The following is a 17,522-nucleotide window of genomic DNA, read 5'->3' on the forward strand; positions in this document are numbered from 1 at the left end:
CCTCAGCAATCCGTTAAATCCTTATGGGATAAGCGGGTTGCTGTTTTTCTTATACAAACCAGAGCTCCAGATGAATAGTTTCTTTACAAATTGGGTACAAGTTAAATACAACTTAGAGACATATTCCTTTAAAACTTGAGCTAAAGTAAAAACCGAGATTGATCTTCTAAGGAGGCATAACATATGAAAAGTAAAAAGTTCATTATAGCAACGATGGTATTTGGGATGGCAATTACAGGTTCGGCTGGTGTGTACGCAGGAACTAAGCTGCAAAAAATCACAGCATACCTCAATCACAGCATTGGATTTAAAGTGAATGGTGCAGCTTATACGCCTGTTGATAATAAAGGTAACACATTAGCTCCGATTACTTATAACAATACAACCTATCTTCCTGTACGTGCCTTGGCTGATGTGTTGAAGGTGCCAGTGACTTTTGATGCGGCAGCGAATCAGGTCATTCTGGGTACTGGAACTGTGGTGCCGGATAAAGATACATTAACACCAGTACAGTACAGCAACGCTCAAAAAGAACAAATTTCTAAAGCTTTTGCAAATTTCGATGGGTTTAAAACGGTTTATGCACCAGCACAAATGGTGAGTGGAGACGCTTTTCAAAAAGCAGCTAGCTCTGAAGATGGAGTGTACTTTTTGTTCGACCATATGAGGGTGAACGTTTCTCCACGTGACTACTCCTATGATTACAAAGGCGATACCGTAAAGCTTTCCAATGGTACAGAAGCTAAGTGGTACAGCCCTACCAGCGATTCATTGTTTTTGACCTATAAACTGGATGATCGTTTTGTGACGATTAGTTCTCCAGACAAGGCTTTGAGCAAGGCGCAATTAGAGAAGGTAGCAGTGAATGTGGTGAAATGGAGTAAATAACTCCTTTAAAAGCAAAGCTCAATTTACAAAAAGTAAAGCAGCAAGTCACTCCGATCCGGGAGGGCTTGCTGCTTTTTTTGTTTTCGTGTCTGCGTGTTCTATTTACTGTGCTGTTTATTAGGCAGCTTTTGGCTTGGTGTTCCTTTACCGTGATTCTGTTTGTTCTTTTCTGCTTTCTTCTGGGTGTCGTGTACTTTGTCTACAAAAGCCTGAGTATCGTCCATGTTTGTCCTCCTTGATCATAACCTTGCCGTTACTGTAACCACTTTTGCCTGATTAAATACACAAGCCGTTTTTACAAACTAGTGGATCAATCCGTACATTGTGAAAATATTTAGTAGTTACTATGAATGGATGCAAGCATTTCATAATAACAGTAAGGGAGACTGATTATGAACAGGTTATTAAAACAAGCAGTATCCATGACACTAGCCTTTGTTATGGTACTGGGACTTACATTTACAGGAATGCCAGCTTTTGCAGAAGACAGCAATGAGGATGCTGGATTACTGCAATTACAAACGCTAGAGCCAATTACACTACTGGCGGGCAATTCTACATGGAAATATCTAGATAACGGAACGGATCAAGGTTCGGTATGGCGGTCTGTTTACGATGATTCTACATGGGCATCAGGCCAAGCGCCGCTTGGTTATAAAGATTCTGGGGCCGGAGTCAGCAGCAAGCAATTTGGTGCTCTGAATACAAACATAAGCTACGGCACGGATAAAAAGAAGAAATATCGTACTTCCTATTTCCGGACAAATGTAACTGTGAATAAGGAAGAAATTACGAAATCGGATAAAGTATTAGGTAATTTTGCATTTGATGACGGAGTAGTGCTGTATCTGAATGGTGCAGAAATCTACCGCGAGGCTATGCCAACTGGTGAAATCGACTATCAGACACTTAGTACAACTAATGGCAGTGATCCAAATGAGTATACAAAGGTTGATCTAACGGAAATCGTAAAAGCCAATCTGAAGGATGGAAGTAATGAGCTTTCAGCTGAAGTTCACCAGACGGGCGACACTAGCTCTGACCTTTATTGGGATATGAGCCTGATTGCTTATCCTGTAGTGGAGACAGTAGAACCTGGAGTTGGGAAGCCTGATTCTATCGCAATTACTTTTAATGGCAACCCGCAGACTAGTATGGGATTCAACTGGTATGCACCTGAAAGTGTGACTGGCACCAAACTGGAAGTAGTAGAAGCTTCTAAATTGGAGAATGGCCAGTTTCCTGCGGCAGGCGCTCAATCTTATGAAGGGACATCCGTTACAACTAGTGTGTATATGACAAAAGCGGATAAATCAGCTAAAAAACCAGTTGTGCTAACCAGCCATAAGGTAATAGCGGATCATCTGCAGCCGGGAACGGAATATGCTTACCGTGCTGGGGATGGACAAGCTGATAACTGGAGCGACGTAGGAACTTTTAAGACAGAAGGCTCCAGTAATCAGGCTTATAAATTCTTATATACAACGGATTCCCAAGGAACAACTGAAGAAGATTTTGATATCTGGAATCATACCCTTCAAGAAGGATTAGCTAAATTCCCGGAAAGTGAGTTTATCCTGAATTCTGGTGATTTGGTGGATAACGGTGATATTGAGGAGCAATGGGGATGGTTTTTCAATAAGCCTAAGGATATTTTAGCGAATATTCCGTTGGTTCCTTTGGTAGGCAACCATGAAAGTAAAAACTATAGCAATTATAGCTCTCATTTTAATTTGCCGAACGTATCGAATACAGGTGCGAAACCTGATGGTTCTGTATATTCTTTTGACTACGGTTCAGCACACTTTATGGTAATTAATACAGAATATTATGGTGCAAGCTCAAATCTTGAGAATAACGAAATTTACAATAAACAAGTGGAGTGGCTTCGTAGCGAAGCGGCAAAAAGCAATCAGAAATGGAAGGTTGTGCTTCTGCATAAATCTCCTTATTCCGTTGCCAATCACACCAATGATACAGATGTACTCTTTTACAGAGCGCAATTAACGAAGGTGTTTGATGAGCTTGGCATTGACATGGTAATTGGCGGGCATGACCACACCTTTGCTAGAAGCTATCAAATGTACAACAACAAGCCATTGACGGATATTGTTCCGGACTCAAACGGAGTAGTAACTGATCCTAAAGGTACTTTATATCTGATTACAAATGCAGCGGGCAATAAGAAATACAACGTAGCTTCAGGAACATTCCCTTTTGCAGCTAAATACGGACAGCCTGGTAAGGAAATGTTCACGGGGATGACGGTAACGAATGATGAGCTTTCTTACGAAGCCTACACCACAACAACTGGTGGTTCTACAGATTTGTATGATAACTACAGCATTCATAAATCGGAAGTAGCAGTTAAACCTGTGCAAAATGCAAAGGCTACTGCAGCAGATGGTGGTAAAATAACGTTGACTTGGGATGCGCCAGCTTCCGGTGCACCAGTGTCTGGATATCGTATTTATGAGCAAAATGATCTGGTATCGGCAAATTGGACGGTCAGTGTTCCTAATGAAGAAGGTAAAGCCTCTTATACTTACACTGTAGAAAATACTAATCCAAACCAAACCTATCAATTTGTTATCAAAGCTGTAAGTGAAAGAACAAATTCAGAAGCTGCTATCGCTTCAACGGATTCGATTAAAAAAGTTACAGTTACCTTTAATGGTGACCCAGTGAGTGCAAAAGGCTTCACTTGGTACACAGCGTTGAAGTCTACTGGAAATGATCTGCAGGTTGTAGAAAATACGGGCGTTACTCCAGACTTTGCTAAGGCTGCTGAGTTTACAGGACGTTCGGCGGTTTCCAGAAATTCAAAGGATGAATTAGTTCATAAAGCGGAAGCTTCGGGCCTGAAAGCTGATACAAAATACTACTTCCGTGTAGGGGATAAAGCACTAGGCCTGTGGAGTGCAGTGGGAACTTTTGAAACTGCCGCTAAGACAGGAGCATTTACTTTTATCGATTTGGCTGATACACAGGCTAAGACCGAAGATGAAGCGATTCTTTCCGGTGAAACGATGGCAAAAGCACTTACGACGTTCCCGAATGCTGAGTTTGTGGCGATTAACGGAGATATCGTGGATACCGGAACTAATGAATCCCAATGGAATTGGCTGCTTGGTCATTCGCAAGACACCCTACTTAACACGACAATCGTGCCAGTAGCAGGGAATCATGAGGATAAGGCAAATGCCTTCTATGAGCACTACAATATTAAGGAAGCACCGGGCTCCGCAACAGAAACAGGAGCTTATTATTCCTATGACTACAGCAATGCTCACTTTGTAGTCCTGAATACAAATGAGAATTCCGATGAATTTGCTAACTTCAGTCAAGCACAGTTGGATTGGATGAAGGCTGACGTAAAAGCAGCGAAAGCTGCTGGTGCGAAATGGATTATCGTAGCTATGCATAAAGGTCCATACACAACCTCTAACCATGCTACTGACAAAGACATTATGGGTACAAATGGAGAAAGAGCGAAGGTTGCTCCAATGATGGCTGAACTGGGCATTGACTTGGTTCTTCAAGGCCACGACCATATTTATGCCCGGACCAAGCCAATTAAAGCTGATGGAACTGCGGCAGACACAGTGAAGATCAAGGAAAGCTTCAATGGTCAAACTGTAGAGTACACAGTAAATCCAGATGGAACGATCTATCTGATCCCGGCTACAGCGGGAGCGAAGGTTTACTACAAGAACATGAAACCAGAATTGGGAGATGCGTATTATAATCTCTTCGAAGTAGCAAATGAGAATACAGCAGCTAAATACGGACCGGACCCAAGTGATGCTACGCGTCCCAAACGCGGTCAAGTTCAGACCTTTGTAGGTATTACTGTAGATGCTGGTAAATTAACAGCTGTATCTTATGAGATCGATCAGAATATTAATGATGCTAAACCATACGTTCTGGAAGAGTTCGGTATTATTAAGGAAGCAGATCCTGAAGTAAACCCAACACCAGAACCGACAACAACGCCGACAACGGAACCAACAACAGCGCCGACAACGGAACCGACAACGGCGCCAACGACAGCACCAACAACAGGATCATCAACAGGACCAGTGGCAACAACAAAACCGACAGCAACGCCAACGCCAACAGTAGCACCAACAGCTACACCAGCACCAACAACGGTGCCTACACCAACCGCAACACCAGTAGTCAAACCATCATTGACGGATACTGGCAGCCATTGGGCAGCAGCGGCTATTGAGAAAGCAGCAGCAGGGGGCTTCGTTAGCGGTTATCCGGATAATACTTTCCGTCCTAATCAGAAAGTAAATCGGGTTGAATTTATCACTATGCTGGCTCGTGCCCTGCAATTGCCGGACAGTGGTAGCACTTCAAGCTTTAAAGATTCAGCGAAGATTCCGGCATGGGCTAAGTCTTTTGTAGCTCAGGCAGTAGCTTTGCAAATTATCAGCGGCTATGATGATGGTACCTTCCGTCCTACGCAGGAGCTTACTCGCACTGAATTAGCAGTTATGGTTGTTAGGGCTCTGGGTATTACAGTAGATCCAAAAGCGACCTTAACCTTCAATGATGCTAAGGATGTACCCGCATGGGCAGTGCCATATATTGCAGCAGCAGCAGAAGCGGGCATTGTGAATGGCATAGGACAAAATCGTTTCGCACCTAACCAGGTAGCGTCCCGGGCCGAAGCAGTAACAATCATTCTGAACTTGCTGGAGAAGCTAGGAAAGTAACTAAATCGGATGGTTTGAAAAAAGATTGCCTCAAGGTCATCGTTGATGACGGAGAGGCAATCTTTTTTTCGTAGCTGGGTAGTGTGAGGGAGGAGGCGATACGGTGGTGTGGCGGAAAAGAGAAGCAAAAGAGATTACACTCCTTCATCCTCTTTATATTTTCAACCAACATATGTTTAACGACCCACTCATTGCCAGGATATCGAGCCCTGATAGCACGATAATCTTTAATTTATCCAGCATATCTTTAATTTTGCGGCTATTTGTAAGGAAAGATCTGGGTTAGATTAGGGTGGACTAATCAAAGTAAGGCAGGAGGGTTGCCAACAAAATTGAATGCGCTTGCACGACCGGGGTTGAATACAGAATGTGCCTGCACGAACGGGGTTGAATACAGAATCTGTAGGCAGAAGAGAGTAGAAGTAGAAGTAGAAGTAGAAGTAGAAGTAGAAGTAGAAGTAGAAGTAGAAGTAGAAGTAGAAGTAGAAGTAGAAGAGGGGAGGAGCAGCAGAGGGACGGGACAACAGAAGTAATCTACTTGCTGTTCGGCGACATACACAGCACACATTACGCTTCATGGATGAGAGTAACCGAAACAACTACAGGACGAGGAGAGTGGAAAATGAACCTTCACACCGGTAAAAAGGCGCGTCGTAAGCTGACATCAGCTGTTCTGGCGGCAGCTTTGCTAGTTTCAGGACTTCCCCTAACGGCTTACGCCGGCGATACGTGGCCTTTTACAGGAGACAGTGCGCCGGGTACCAATCAGCCTAATGTACATGGATATACGAGCAGCCATATTGCGAACTGGAGTCCGGCAACCGATCCGGATGCAGAGCTGTTGAGATCGCGGGTGCCGCTGCAGAAGCGGAATGCCCCATTTGCTGCAACCCAAGCTAACCCAGCGCTTAGCGCAGATACACAGATGATCAACGTTGCTGGCGACTACGGGAATGCTTTTATTGAGAACGCGCCGTATACGAACAAGTTTGCGCAGTATCATTTTAACTTTTGGCAATATATCGATTACTACTCCTACTGGCATGGTACAGTGACTGCGTATACCCCGCCGGAATATTATGATGAATTGGCCCAGAAGGACTGGCAGCAAAAATGGTTCGAATTCGGCATGCTGAACATCCCGAACCCTACCTACACCGATGCAGCGCATAAGAACGGCGTGTTGTCATTGGCGGGGATCTTTTTTTCCAATAATGACCGTGGACAGCAGACGTACAAACAAATGATAGTTAAAGATGAGAATGGTAATTTTCCGGTGGCGGATAAACTGATCGAGATGGCCGGGTATTTCGGGTTTGACGGTTATTTTGTAAATCAGGAAGAGATGAATCCGAATGTAGCGACCCAGGATATCCCCGATTACATCGCGTTTATGAAGGTGCTGCAAGAGGGCGGCCTGTATGTACAGTGGTACGACTCGCTGAACACCAATACCGGTGCTAATACGTTCGCCCGGACGATTAATGATACCAATATCTCCTTTTTAGTGGATAAAAGCACCAAGGAACCCGTCTCCAATTCGTTTTTCTTCGACTACGGGGCTGGCAATACACAGATTACCAACGCGGCTAGTTACTTAAGCAATCTGAATGCCAGTCTGGGAACAAGCTACAACTTGTTTGAAGTTGGTTTTGCAGGGCTGGAAGCAGGCCGTGACCGGTTCAAGTCCGTTAACGGAACAGCGTTGATGAACAAGCTGGATAGCAATGGCTTGCCGCGGCTCAGCTTGGCTACACTCGGTGCGGACTTTGTTCATGCCGGTCTGGATGAGGACATGAACCTGTCTTACCCGGTCTCGCACAGATCCGAAAATGACTACCAATGGATGACAAAACTGCGTGAGCAGCTATGGTGGTCAGGCCCGAACGTGGACCCTAAGAATACGGTCAAATCGGCAACCAATACCGTTGCCGATGTTTATGCCGACAACCGTTACTGGCCGGGAATCTCGTCCGTCATTGCGGAGCGTTCGGTGATTAAGGACAAGAACTTTTACACCAATTTTAACACTGGACAGGGCTTGTCCTATTCCGTGAACGGTGAAGTATCGAACCCGGATGAGTGGTCTAATATGAGCCTGCAGGATATCCCAGTGACTTGGCAGTGGTGGCAGGATACTGCTGGCAATAAGCTTACTGTAGATTTTGATTATGGACCGGAGTACAACCTTGCGAGTACAAACCGTTACAACTATGAGCAGATCGGTGCGTATAACGGTGGCAGTTCACTGGTGGTGAACGGCAATCTGAATGCGAAGAACTTCTTGCGTCTGTACAAAACAGAGCTGGAGGTCAATGGCAACTCCAAGCTGTCGATCAGCTTCAACAAGCCATCTGCCACAGATGCTTCGGCGATGGCAGTAGGACTCATCCTGGCTGATGATCCGAATACCGTCGTAGAGGTCGCTGTTCCAAACAGTGGTCAGCACTCGGACGGTTGGTTGACAAAGGAGCTGGACCTCAGTGCATACGCAGGTCATAATATTGCAGCCCTTGGACTGGTCTTCGATCCCGGGCAAGGAACAGCGTCCACCTACCAGATGAACGTCGGACAACTGCGCGTTTATGACGGGTCTGCCGTAAAGCCCGCAGCTCCTGCGGAATTAGCAGTTGCGGAAGCTTTTACAGATACAGGTGAGATGGTTGTGAAGTGGAAGCTAGATCCCGATTACACTAAGATCAAGCAATATAATGTGTACGTGAATGATGTATTTATGGGCGGCAAATACGATGAGGTGTTCTACCTGAAGCATCTCCCGGTGAAATCCGGAACCCTTAAAGTGGTTGCAGTGGGTGCGGATGGAGTGGAGGGTGAAGCGGCAACGCTGGCTTTTGATCTGGATGCGGCGGTTTCCGGAGTGAAGGTGGATTCAAGTCCGGACGGGGAGTTGACAGTGAACTGGACGAACTCCGCCCAAGCCTCCGGTGACATTACCGTTCGAGTGCAGTCTTTGAATTGGATTACGACATCCGAACCGGTGTCACAGCAAGTGGTTGTCCCGGCAGGTGCAAGCACTGCGCTGTTCACGGGGATGCCGGTAAACGGCGATGATTACATTGTCACCGTTACCGCAGGCAACACCGATCCAGTCTCGGTCAGCGGCCAGTTCATCGACACGGTTGCGGAACCTTACGCGGAAGAATGGTCCTGGACGGACGGTAAGCTGAATCTGCCGATGCCGAATACCAGAGACTGGCGGTATATGTATGTGTATGAGGATGGGAATGCAAAATCTTTTGCCACAACGTATAGCTCTGGCAATAAGCCGATGATTATCCGTGGACGGACAACTAAGGCGAGCTTAAGCTTCACCTCGTCGGCAAAAGTTGTGCATGTGGTGATGGAGGATTATGCAGGCAACCGCTCCAAACCTGTCTATCTGAAAGGAAGCTATCCCGTTCTCTTTGATGCTAATGGGGGTGAACCAGCAAATACTGTGGCCGAGGCTGTGTATGGCACTTTGCTGATGGAGCCTACAGGCATTGCCAGAGAGGGTTATGACCTGGAAGGCTGGTACATTGGAGAAGGAGAAGATGCGCGAAGATGGAATTTTGCCGAAGATCTAATAACCGGTGAGCTGAACTTGCAAGCGAAGTGGGCCTTGCAAGCTCCAAAGGTGCAGATCGTAGGGGAAGGCTCCTTCCGTGAAAATACGTCCGCGACACTAACGGCAGTTGCCACTGGCGCTGGGCAGCTGACTTATGCCTGGTATGCGGACACAGGCAGCGGTTATGGAGATGCGTTGGGAGTGTCCGCCTCCTATACTATCCCTGCTTTGACTGCCGGGATGGATGGCAATAAGTACAAGGTCATCGTCACCAATGAATCTGGTGACAGCAGTGAAGCAGAGTACACAATTAACTTAACTCCGGCTGAAGCACCATGGGAAGCGCCTGATTTCATAACCGATCTTCCTTCTGCACTTGATGTCATTACTGGTGAAGAAGTGAAGCTGTTCATACAGATACGCGGGGATGTGGAATCGGTTCGCTGGGAGACGAAGGCAGCAACCGCAGAGGAATGGACTGTGGCGGAGAGCGTGACTTCGGCGGTATACGCATTTACTGCTTCTGAAACAGACAGCGGTACGCAGTTCCGTGTGGTTCTGACTGGAAAAGAGGGAACGGAGCCTTCAACAAGAACCGGTAATGAACTTACGGTGACAGTACATCCGGCACCCGATGCGCCAATTATCACCTCTAATAGTGTAGATAAGAATCCGGCAGTTGTAGGTGATAAGGTGTCTTTTGCCGTAGTAGCTTCTGCAGTTTATGGCGAGTTAAGCTACCAATGGTTGAAAGACGGGCAGGCCATTGAAGGTGCTGTGGAGCGTAATTATACGATTCCTTCTGCAAAAGAAACAGACAGCGGCGAGTACACGGCCGTAGTCACCAACACCAAAATACTGAATGGCCACCCTTACACGGCTGTTCAAAAGAGCGGAATTATTAATTTCAAGGTCCACAATACTCCTGTATCTACACCGCAGCCGACATCGGCTCCAGGGACAGGTACGGGAACTGGTGGAACGACTCCGGCAGCGACAGCAACGCCGCTTCCAATTCCGACTAGTGCAACATTGACGGTTTCAGCAAGTACACTCAGTGCACCTACTGAGAACGGCAAAGTGACGGTAAAGGTGCCGGCAGGCGTTACAGCTATCGAGCTGCCTGTAAATGCAGGTGAGTTGCTAGGGATCCGTCAACTTGAATTGTCCGCTTCGGGAACCACACTTGGTATTGCGCCGGAATTGCTGGTGCAATTGAAGGCTCTGCTTAATGAAGCCCAAGCTTCAGGCAGCAAGATTCAGGTGAAGCTCAGCCCGGAGACTTTGAACATGAGCACACTGAAAGCAGAGCGTGGGGTGGTCTTGCGGGGTACGGGTATGACGTTTGATCTGAGCATCATCGCGGGGAATGGCACATCTAGCCGTCTTCCAAGCTTCAGCAAACCAGTAACCTTACAATGGAGTGCAACAAATACGGATTATAATACTAATTTGCTTGGTTTATATGCTATTGCTGAAGGGGGTTCGCTTACCTATCTCGGCGGAGTGTACGCGAATGGCTTCCTGCAAGGGGAGTTTAGCGGAACAGGCAGGCTGGCTGTGCTGGAGTACAATAAATCCTTCGCTGATGTACCGTCTACTCACTGGGCTGCGGACACTATCCGCCAGCTGGCGGCTAAACATCTGGTACAAGGCACTTCCGAAAATGGATTTGAACCCGCCCGCAGGATTACAAGAGCGGAATTTGTGAAGCTGCTGGCTGGCGTGCTGGGACTGCAAGATCAGGCGGAATTGAAATTTAGTGATGTGCCTTCTGGTGTCTGGTATGAGCAGGACCTGGCGCGTCTGGTCCGGGCAGGTATTGTAGGCGGACGCACTGCTGAGCACTTCGATCCGAGTGCGAACATCAGCCGCCAGGAGATTGTCACTATGCTAATGCGTGCCTATGTACTGGAGCATGGAGCGCTTCAGTCATCAGCCCCGGCAACATTCACCGATTCCGGTGAGGTAGCAGCCTGGGCGGCAGACAGCGTGAATGCTGCTTCATCACTGGGTCTGGTGAATGGCCGCACGGACGGGAAGTTTGTTCCCGGTGGCTTGGCGACCCGTGCCGAGGCTGCGCAGTTCATCTTGAATTACATCCGGTAGATTATATAGCCTCACCACGGTCTGCCCAAGGAGCCCTTTGCTCCATGGGCAGACTGTCTTTGCTTGGCGGAGGATTGCAAGCTTTTACCAGCCACAGGCAGGAAGCACCTCATGCTATACTTTATTCATAATGACAAGCAGCGAAGCTTAGTCTTCCCCCTGCTGTAGGAGGTTGCTGATGTTTCCGGGGAAATTGTACAGAAAGTATCTGAAGAATAATCTGTTTATGAAAATCATCCTGCTCTTCTCAGTCATTGCCGTGGTCACCATTATCACCTTCTCCTACCTGATGTTCTTGCTCATGTCTCAGGCTGTAGTGCAGCGGCAGATGGAGATTCAGAAACGTACCGTGGAGAGCATCAACAGCTATATTGAGCAGAAATATGACTCTGTACAGTCTATGATGCGGGACGTGTACCGGGACACGGAGCTGACTGCTAATACGTCGTATTTGCTGGAGCATCCGTATGAAGATTACGTGAGGTACCGGCTGGACCGCTATTTCAACGAAAGTAATGCTACGACGGATACCGTGCAGTTTTTTCGCAATCAAGTTGAAGATGATCCTGATATCCGCAGTTTAATGCTCTACAGTGCAGCTGAACAGCAGCTGTATGTCTATAATGACCAAGGCAAATTTCAGATTATTTCCACTAATGCAGCCCACTCTTTCGTACCGGATGCGCTGTATCTGGAGGAGGAAGGCAGTGTCACCGCTCCAAACACTTGGGTCAGTCAGGCGATCTCATCTCCGGAGGGGCCGATGTTTACGGTTCGTACCCCGGTCAATAACAAGATATCACTTCGCAACATTGGTCAGCTTCTAGTCTATTTTGATGCCAGCGAGGTCTGGGGGAGTATGGGCAATTATAAGGATGACTTCAAGGGAAAGATTCTGGTGCTGGCAGCGGATGGGGATGTGTTATTTGATACCTCGGGCACCTATTATGGAAAGCGCTATCCTTATCCCGAGCAGATGAATTCTGCCTATACAGATGGTGAAGAAGTCGGCGGGATGATCATTACTAAGCAGACTCACACCCAAGGCGGATTTACTGTGTTGAGTGCTGTACCTAAGCAGGAATTAGCCGCCACTTATAGGGGATTGCGGAACATGATCTTCATTATCTGCTTGATCTGCCTGTTGTTTGCGATTATTACGCCCACTTTATTTATCAATAATTTTGCCAGACGGACTCATAAAATTATCAAGTTCACCCGCAAAGTGAAAAACGGTGACCTGGATGCCCGGATTACCGATGTCAGAGAAGACGAGCTGGGGCAGATCTCCAAGAGTTTCAACGACATGCTGGATGAGCTGAATCTTCATATAGACCGTGTGTTCAAGGCTGAAATCAAGCAAAAGCATACCGAAATCGCCGCGCTTGAAGCCAGGGTAAATCCACATTTTCTCTACAATACCTTGGAGGTGATCCGAATGAGGGCAATCTCTCAAGGAGCTTCAGATGTCGGGGAGATGATCTACAGCTTGTCGGTGTTGTTCAAAAGCTATGTTCACCAGAAACCCAAGCATACGATGAAGGATGAACTAGAGGCCTGCCGTTTATATCTGGAGCTGTTCCGCATCCGTTATAAGGATAAATTCTCTTATACAATGGAATGCGGGAAAGAGCTTACCGGAAGAGTTGTACTCAAAATGTCGCTGCAGCCTATCATTGAAAACTACATTCTACATGGGATGCGCGTGGACAAGAATGATAATCACATCAGTGTGGCTGTGGCCAAGGATGGCCAATATTTGCGTGCGGTAGTTACAGACAATGGGCGGGGGATTGCGCCGGACAGATTGGTCCAGCTCAAAGAAGGTCTTTTGCAGCCAGATGAACAATCGGAATCATTCGGCCTGCGCAGTATTCATGAACGTTTGAAGCTGCTTTATGGCAGTGAGTATGGCATTGAATTACAAAGCGAAGCGGGTACCGGCACAACCGTGACTGTGTATTTTCCCGATCTGGGAGAGGATGATCCAAACCATGTATAAAATTTTCATTGTGGACGACGAGCCTTTTATTATCGAAGGATTATATGACATTGTGGATTGGGCAGCACTGGGGATGGAGATTGTCGGCCACGCCGAGAACGGACAGGAAGCGCTGGAGTCGTTGCGGTTTGTTCCAGCGGATATTCTGATTACGGATATTTCCATGCCGCTGATGAACGGGTTGGATCTGATCCGGGCTGTGCGGGAGATTCAGCCGGAGATCAAAGTTGTTATCCTCAGCGGCTATGATGAGTTCGGTTATCTTAAGGAAGGAATGGCGCTCGGCATTGAAAATTATCTGCTCAAGCCTATTAATTTGCAAGAGTTCCGGGCAACATTAGTGACTGCCGCCGAGAAGCTGGGTGTCTCCCGTCAAGAGAGTCAATTCAATGCGCATAGTATTTCCATTCTGCGCGATAATGTGATGTACCGCTGGCTGCGGTGCCAGATTGGGCCTAAGGAATTCAGTGAACGGACTGATTTTCTGGGACTTAGACTAGATAAGCCGCTGGTGCAGGTAGCCCTGCTTCGCCCTGAACAGGACGCTGCCGAGTTATTTCAGGCGGTGGAAGAGGTTGTAGGCGGTAACCCGTCTTTGATTGCATTCCGGGATATGGATGGAGATACCGTGCTGCTGCATCTGCTTAGTGAGTATCAGCAGGGTAAAGAAGCGGTGGAAAGGCTTCATGCGCAGCTGCTGTTATCCCTAACTGGCGGTCCGCCAATGCGTCTGTCCGTAGGAACGGTGGAGGAGATGGAGGAGGCGGCGGCTCAGAGTTATGCCCATGCAAAGATGACTCAGGAATATTTCATGCTGTTTCCAGAGCGGAATTTGCTGCATTATGAGGAAGTTCAGGACAGGCATGAGGTTGCCGTCCAAGGTATGCCGCTGAATTGGGAAGATGATCTCAAGCTGATTATGGCGAAGGATAAGGAAGCGCTGCTGGTGCGGATCCAGGATCATTTTGAGCAGCTGCGGCGGATGGAGGGGATTACACCTGTGCTGCTGCAAGGCATTGCCATGGAATGGTTGATCCGCTTCAAGATGCAGCTGCAGGAGATTCGTCATGTGGAAGAACCGGAGCTTTTCGCAGACGGTTTTGGCCTCATTCGCTCTACAGTTTCCATAAATGAACTGACTCAGATTATTCAGGAAGCCGCTACCATTACGGTAGACGCCTTAGTTCGGGACGTAAAGAGTCCAGTCGTGCAGCAGGTGCTGAATTATATCCATGAGTCCTACAATGAAGATGTGTCACTGAAGACCCTCGGTGCCCAATACCATATTCACCCGGTGTATTTGGGACAGCTGTTCCATAAAGAGGTGAATGAGTCATTCACCGAATATATCAATAAATACCGGATTGAGAAGGCGAAGGAGCTGCTGCGGAATACCTCACTTAAAGTTCATGAAATCGCTCTCAAAGTAGGCTATTGGGAGACCGGCTATTTTTACAAACAATTTAAGAAGCATGTCGGGATATCTCCTACGGAGTACAAAGGGCTTGTCTAGCGGACCCCCGCTGCAAGCTTTTTCTTTATTTTCTACATGATTTATTTAGTTTAGCTTCTGTTTGAAAATGCTTTCATAAATTACAGTAAAGATAGTCCTTGAAGGAGAAAGCTGCTGGTTTAATTCCGGATTAGGCCAGCGATCTTGAGGTAAACAAAGGGGAGGTTATACAGGAATGGGCAACAACAAAAGAAAAAGGTTTTCCCTGTTACTGACATCACTTATGGCATTCTCGCTTGCGCTCAGCGCATGTGGCGGCGATTCAAACAACGCGGCAACTAACAGTTCAGGAGCGGGCGGCGACGGTGCATCATCCGAGAAACCGGTCGAACTGATCTGGTACACGATCGGCGGACCGCAGAAGGATCTGGACCGTGTCGTGGAAGAAGTCAATAAGTACACTAAAGAGAAGATAAATGTCACCCTGAAGATGAATATGATTGATTTTGGCGATTATACACAAAAAATGCAGGTTAAAGTAGCCGCTGGTGAACCCATGGACATTCTCTTTACATGCTCCTGGGCGTTCGATTATGTGCAAAATGCCCGCAAAGGCGCTTTTATGGAATTGGACAGCCTGCTTAATGAATATGGAAAAGGCATCGTGGACACGATTGATCCGGCGTTCCTGGAAGGCTCCAAGGTAGATGGACATAATTATGCCGTACCTGCCAACAAAGAGCTTCCGGCGCAAGAAGTTTGGCGCTTCAATAAAGAGCTGCTCGACAAATATAACCTCGACATTTCCGGGGTGAACACAATGGAAAGCATTGAACCACTGCTGAAGACGATCAAAGAGAATGAACCGGGCATCACGCCTTACGCTATGGTGAAGGATTTCATGCCAGTGCTGCCGTTCGACTACATCATTGAAAAGATGCCAATGGCTGTTTATATGGACACGAAGGATTACAAGATCGTGAACATTCTGGAAACACCTGAACTCAAAAGCACTCTTGAAACCGTTCGCAAATATTACAAGGCAGGTTATATCTCGCCGGAAGTAGCAACTACAACTTCGGTGGATGATCTCTATAAATCTTCGAACTGGTTCATGGATCGTGCGGCTACCCAGCCGATGGCGGACAATCTGTGGTCGGCAAGCTACGGCTATCCTGTAGTTTCCACGCCAGCTGGCAAACCTTACATTTACAACTGGTCCGTTATGGGTTCGATGCAAGCCATCTCGGCTAACTCCGCATATCCGGAGAAAGCGATGGAGTTCCTGAACCTGCTCAACACCGATCCGGTGCTGCGCAACATGATTGACTCCGGAATCGAAGGCGTGCACTACGAGAAGACCGGTGAGAATTCTATGAAGAACCTGGATGAATCCAAGAACTATGACATGCCAACCTTCTCGCTGGGCAATATCATGATCAACTATTTGAACGAGGGTGACCCTGAGAACAAATGGGAAGAGTTCAAAAAGTTTAATGAATCCGGTGTGAATGCACCGCTGCTTGGTTTTAACTTCGACACTTCCAAGGTGACCACTGAAATCGCTGCGGTTCAGAACGTAAAAGAAGAATACTGGTCACCACTGATGACTGGAACCGTTGATCCTGACGAGTATCTACCGAAAGCTATTGAGAAATTCAAGGCAGCTGGTTTGGACAAAATTATCGCTGAAGCGCAATCGCAAATTGATGCCTGGAAAGCGTCCAACAACAAGTAAAACATCAACGTAAGAGAAGATCGGGGCAGGGGCGTGGCCTCTGGACCCGGTCTTTTTTTTGAAATATAAGGACATACAGGAGGGATCTAAGTGTGAAGACAATCAGCGGATTTATAAAAAATATTATGAATAACAAGATTATGCTGCTCATGGTTTTACCAGGTGCGCTTTGGTTTCTCTTTTTCTCTTACCTGCCGATGATAGGGACGATTATTGCATTCAAAGAATACCGCTTTAGCCGCGACGGCTTCTGGGCGAGTATTATCAACAGCAAATGGGTGGGGTTAGACAACTTCAAGTTTTTGTTTACCACCAATGACGCGTACATTATTACCCGCAACACCTTGCTCTACAATGGAGCATTTATCCTGCTTGGCTTGATCTTGTCGGTTCTGATGGCGATTGTGCTGTCCGAGATTGTGAACAAGAAGCTGGCCAAAGTGTATCAGACCGGCATGTTCCTGCCCTACTTCCTGTCATGGGTCGTTGTCGGCTATTTTGCATTTAGTTTCCTGAGCTCCGAACGCGGGATGCTGAACCAGATCATGGGCTTTTTTGGCGCAGAGTCAATTCAGTGGTATTCGGAAAAAGCCTACTGGCCGTTCATCCTGATCCTAGTCTATCTGTGGAAAGCGGTTGGTTACAACAGCGTAGTTTATCTCGCAGCTATTATGGGGATCGACAAGTCGCTGTATGAAGCGGCGATGATCGACGGAGCTAGTAAGTTCCAACAGATTCGCAATATTACACTGCCGTTGCTGAGTCCAATTATCACGATCATGACCCTGCTGGCCATCGGTAAAATCTTCTACGCCGACTTCGGTCTCTTTTATCAGGTGCCTCGTAATTCCGGTACGCTCTACAGTGTCACGAATGTTATTGATACCTATGTCTATCAAGGCCTCAAAACAACGGGTGAGATTGGTATGAGCACTGCCGCAGGTCTGTATCAATCGGTTGTCGGCTTTACGCTAGTGATGACCTCTAACTATATTGTCCGCAAATACAACAAGGATAGCGCTTTGTTCTAGAACCTC

At 47.1% G+C, this 17,522-nt stretch carries 9 protein-coding genes; 8 read left to right on the plus strand and 1 reads right to left on the minus strand.

Annotated features, from left to right (window positions below; all coding sequences use genetic code 11):
* The first annotated feature begins 183 nt into the window (after positions 1-183).
* A complete protein-coding gene (locus NST40_RS04010) occupies positions 184-888 on the plus strand; it encodes a hypothetical protein (RefSeq protein ID WP_076130101.1) in 705 nt (234 codons plus the stop codon).
* A 98-nt stretch (positions 889-986) separates the two neighbouring features.
* On the opposite strand, the gene NST40_RS04015 is transcribed toward NST40_RS04010, so the two are convergent.
* Entirely contained in the window at positions 987-1,112 is a 126-nt protein-coding gene (locus NST40_RS04015; protein ID WP_051491363.1) for a DUF4023 domain-containing protein, read from the minus strand.
* Between the two features lie 168 nt (positions 1,113-1,280).
* Between NST40_RS04015 and NST40_RS04020 the strand changes: the two genes are divergently transcribed.
* The 7 genes from NST40_RS04020 (at position 1,281) to NST40_RS04050 (ending at position 17,516) form a co-directional block, all read left to right on the plus strand.
* Positions 1,281-5,615: an S-layer homology domain-containing protein gene (locus tag NST40_RS04020; RefSeq protein WP_342410422.1), complete on the plus strand. Its 4,335-nt coding sequence runs from the start codon at positions 1,281-1,283 to the stop codon at positions 5,613-5,615.
* Positions 5,616-5,935: 320 nt separating this feature from the next.
* Positions 5,936-6,148 (plus strand): hypothetical protein, encoded by a 213-nt coding sequence (locus NST40_RS04025; protein ID WP_342410423.1) that lies wholly within the window; start codon positions 5,936-5,938, stop codon positions 6,146-6,148.
* 89 nt (positions 6,149-6,237) lie between these two features.
* Positions 6,238-11,292: an S-layer homology domain-containing protein gene (locus tag NST40_RS04030; protein WP_342410425.1), complete on the plus strand. Its 5,055-nt coding sequence runs from the start codon at positions 6,238-6,240 to the stop codon at positions 11,290-11,292.
* A 178-nt stretch (positions 11,293-11,470) separates the two neighbouring features.
* Positions 11,471-13,294: a sensor histidine kinase gene (locus NST40_RS04035; protein WP_076208103.1), complete on the plus strand. Its 1,824-nt coding sequence runs from the start codon at positions 11,471-11,473 to the stop codon at positions 13,292-13,294.
* Complete coding sequence (locus tag NST40_RS04040; RefSeq protein WP_076105357.1) at positions 13,287-14,807, plus strand: response regulator transcription factor; 1,521 nt, start codon at positions 13,287-13,289, stop codon at positions 14,805-14,807. Before NST40_RS04035 ends, NST40_RS04040 begins: the two co-directional genes overlap by 8 nt.
* 175 nt (positions 14,808-14,982) lie before the next feature.
* Positions 14,983-16,485 (plus strand): ABC transporter substrate-binding protein, encoded by a 1,503-nt coding sequence (locus NST40_RS04045; RefSeq protein WP_076130103.1) that lies wholly within the window; start codon positions 14,983-14,985, stop codon positions 16,483-16,485.
* Between the two features lie 101 nt (positions 16,486-16,586).
* On the plus strand, positions 16,587-17,516 hold the full coding sequence (locus NST40_RS04050; RefSeq protein ID WP_036684959.1) for an ABC transporter permease subunit: 930 nt from the start codon (positions 16,587-16,589) through the stop codon (positions 17,514-17,516).
* The last annotated feature ends 6 nt before the right edge of the window (positions 17,517-17,522 follow it).

It is taken from the genome of Paenibacillus sp. FSL R10-2778 (assembly GCF_038593035.1).
Classification (GTDB): Bacteria; Bacillota; Bacilli; order Paenibacillales; family Paenibacillaceae; genus Paenibacillus_AQ; species Paenibacillus_AQ odorifer.

Bases quoted from the DNA above. Each gene is read 5' to 3' on its own strand.
- NST40_RS04035 (WP_076208103.1), top strand. From the start codon at position 11,471: ATGTTTCCGGGGAAATTGTACAGAAAGTATCTGAAGAATAATCTGTTT.
- NST40_RS04015 (WP_051491363.1), bottom strand. From the start codon at position 1,112: ATGGACGATACTCAGGCTTTTGTAGACAAAGTACACGACACCCAGAAG.
- NST40_RS04020 (WP_342410422.1), top strand. From the start codon at position 1,281: ATGAACAGGTTATTAAAACAAGCAGTATCCATGACACTAGCCTTTGTT.
- NST40_RS04010 (WP_076130101.1), top strand. From the start codon at position 184: ATGAAAAGTAAAAAGTTCATTATAGCAACGATGGTATTTGGGATGGCA.
- NST40_RS04045 (WP_076130103.1), top strand. From the start codon at position 14,983: ATGGGCAACAACAAAAGAAAAAGGTTTTCCCTGTTACTGACATCACTT.
- NST40_RS04040 (WP_076105357.1), top strand. From the start codon at position 13,287: ATGTATAAAATTTTCATTGTGGACGACGAGCCTTTTATTATCGAAGGA.
- NST40_RS04030 (WP_342410425.1), top strand. From the start codon at position 6,238: ATGAACCTTCACACCGGTAAAAAGGCGCGTCGTAAGCTGACATCAGCT.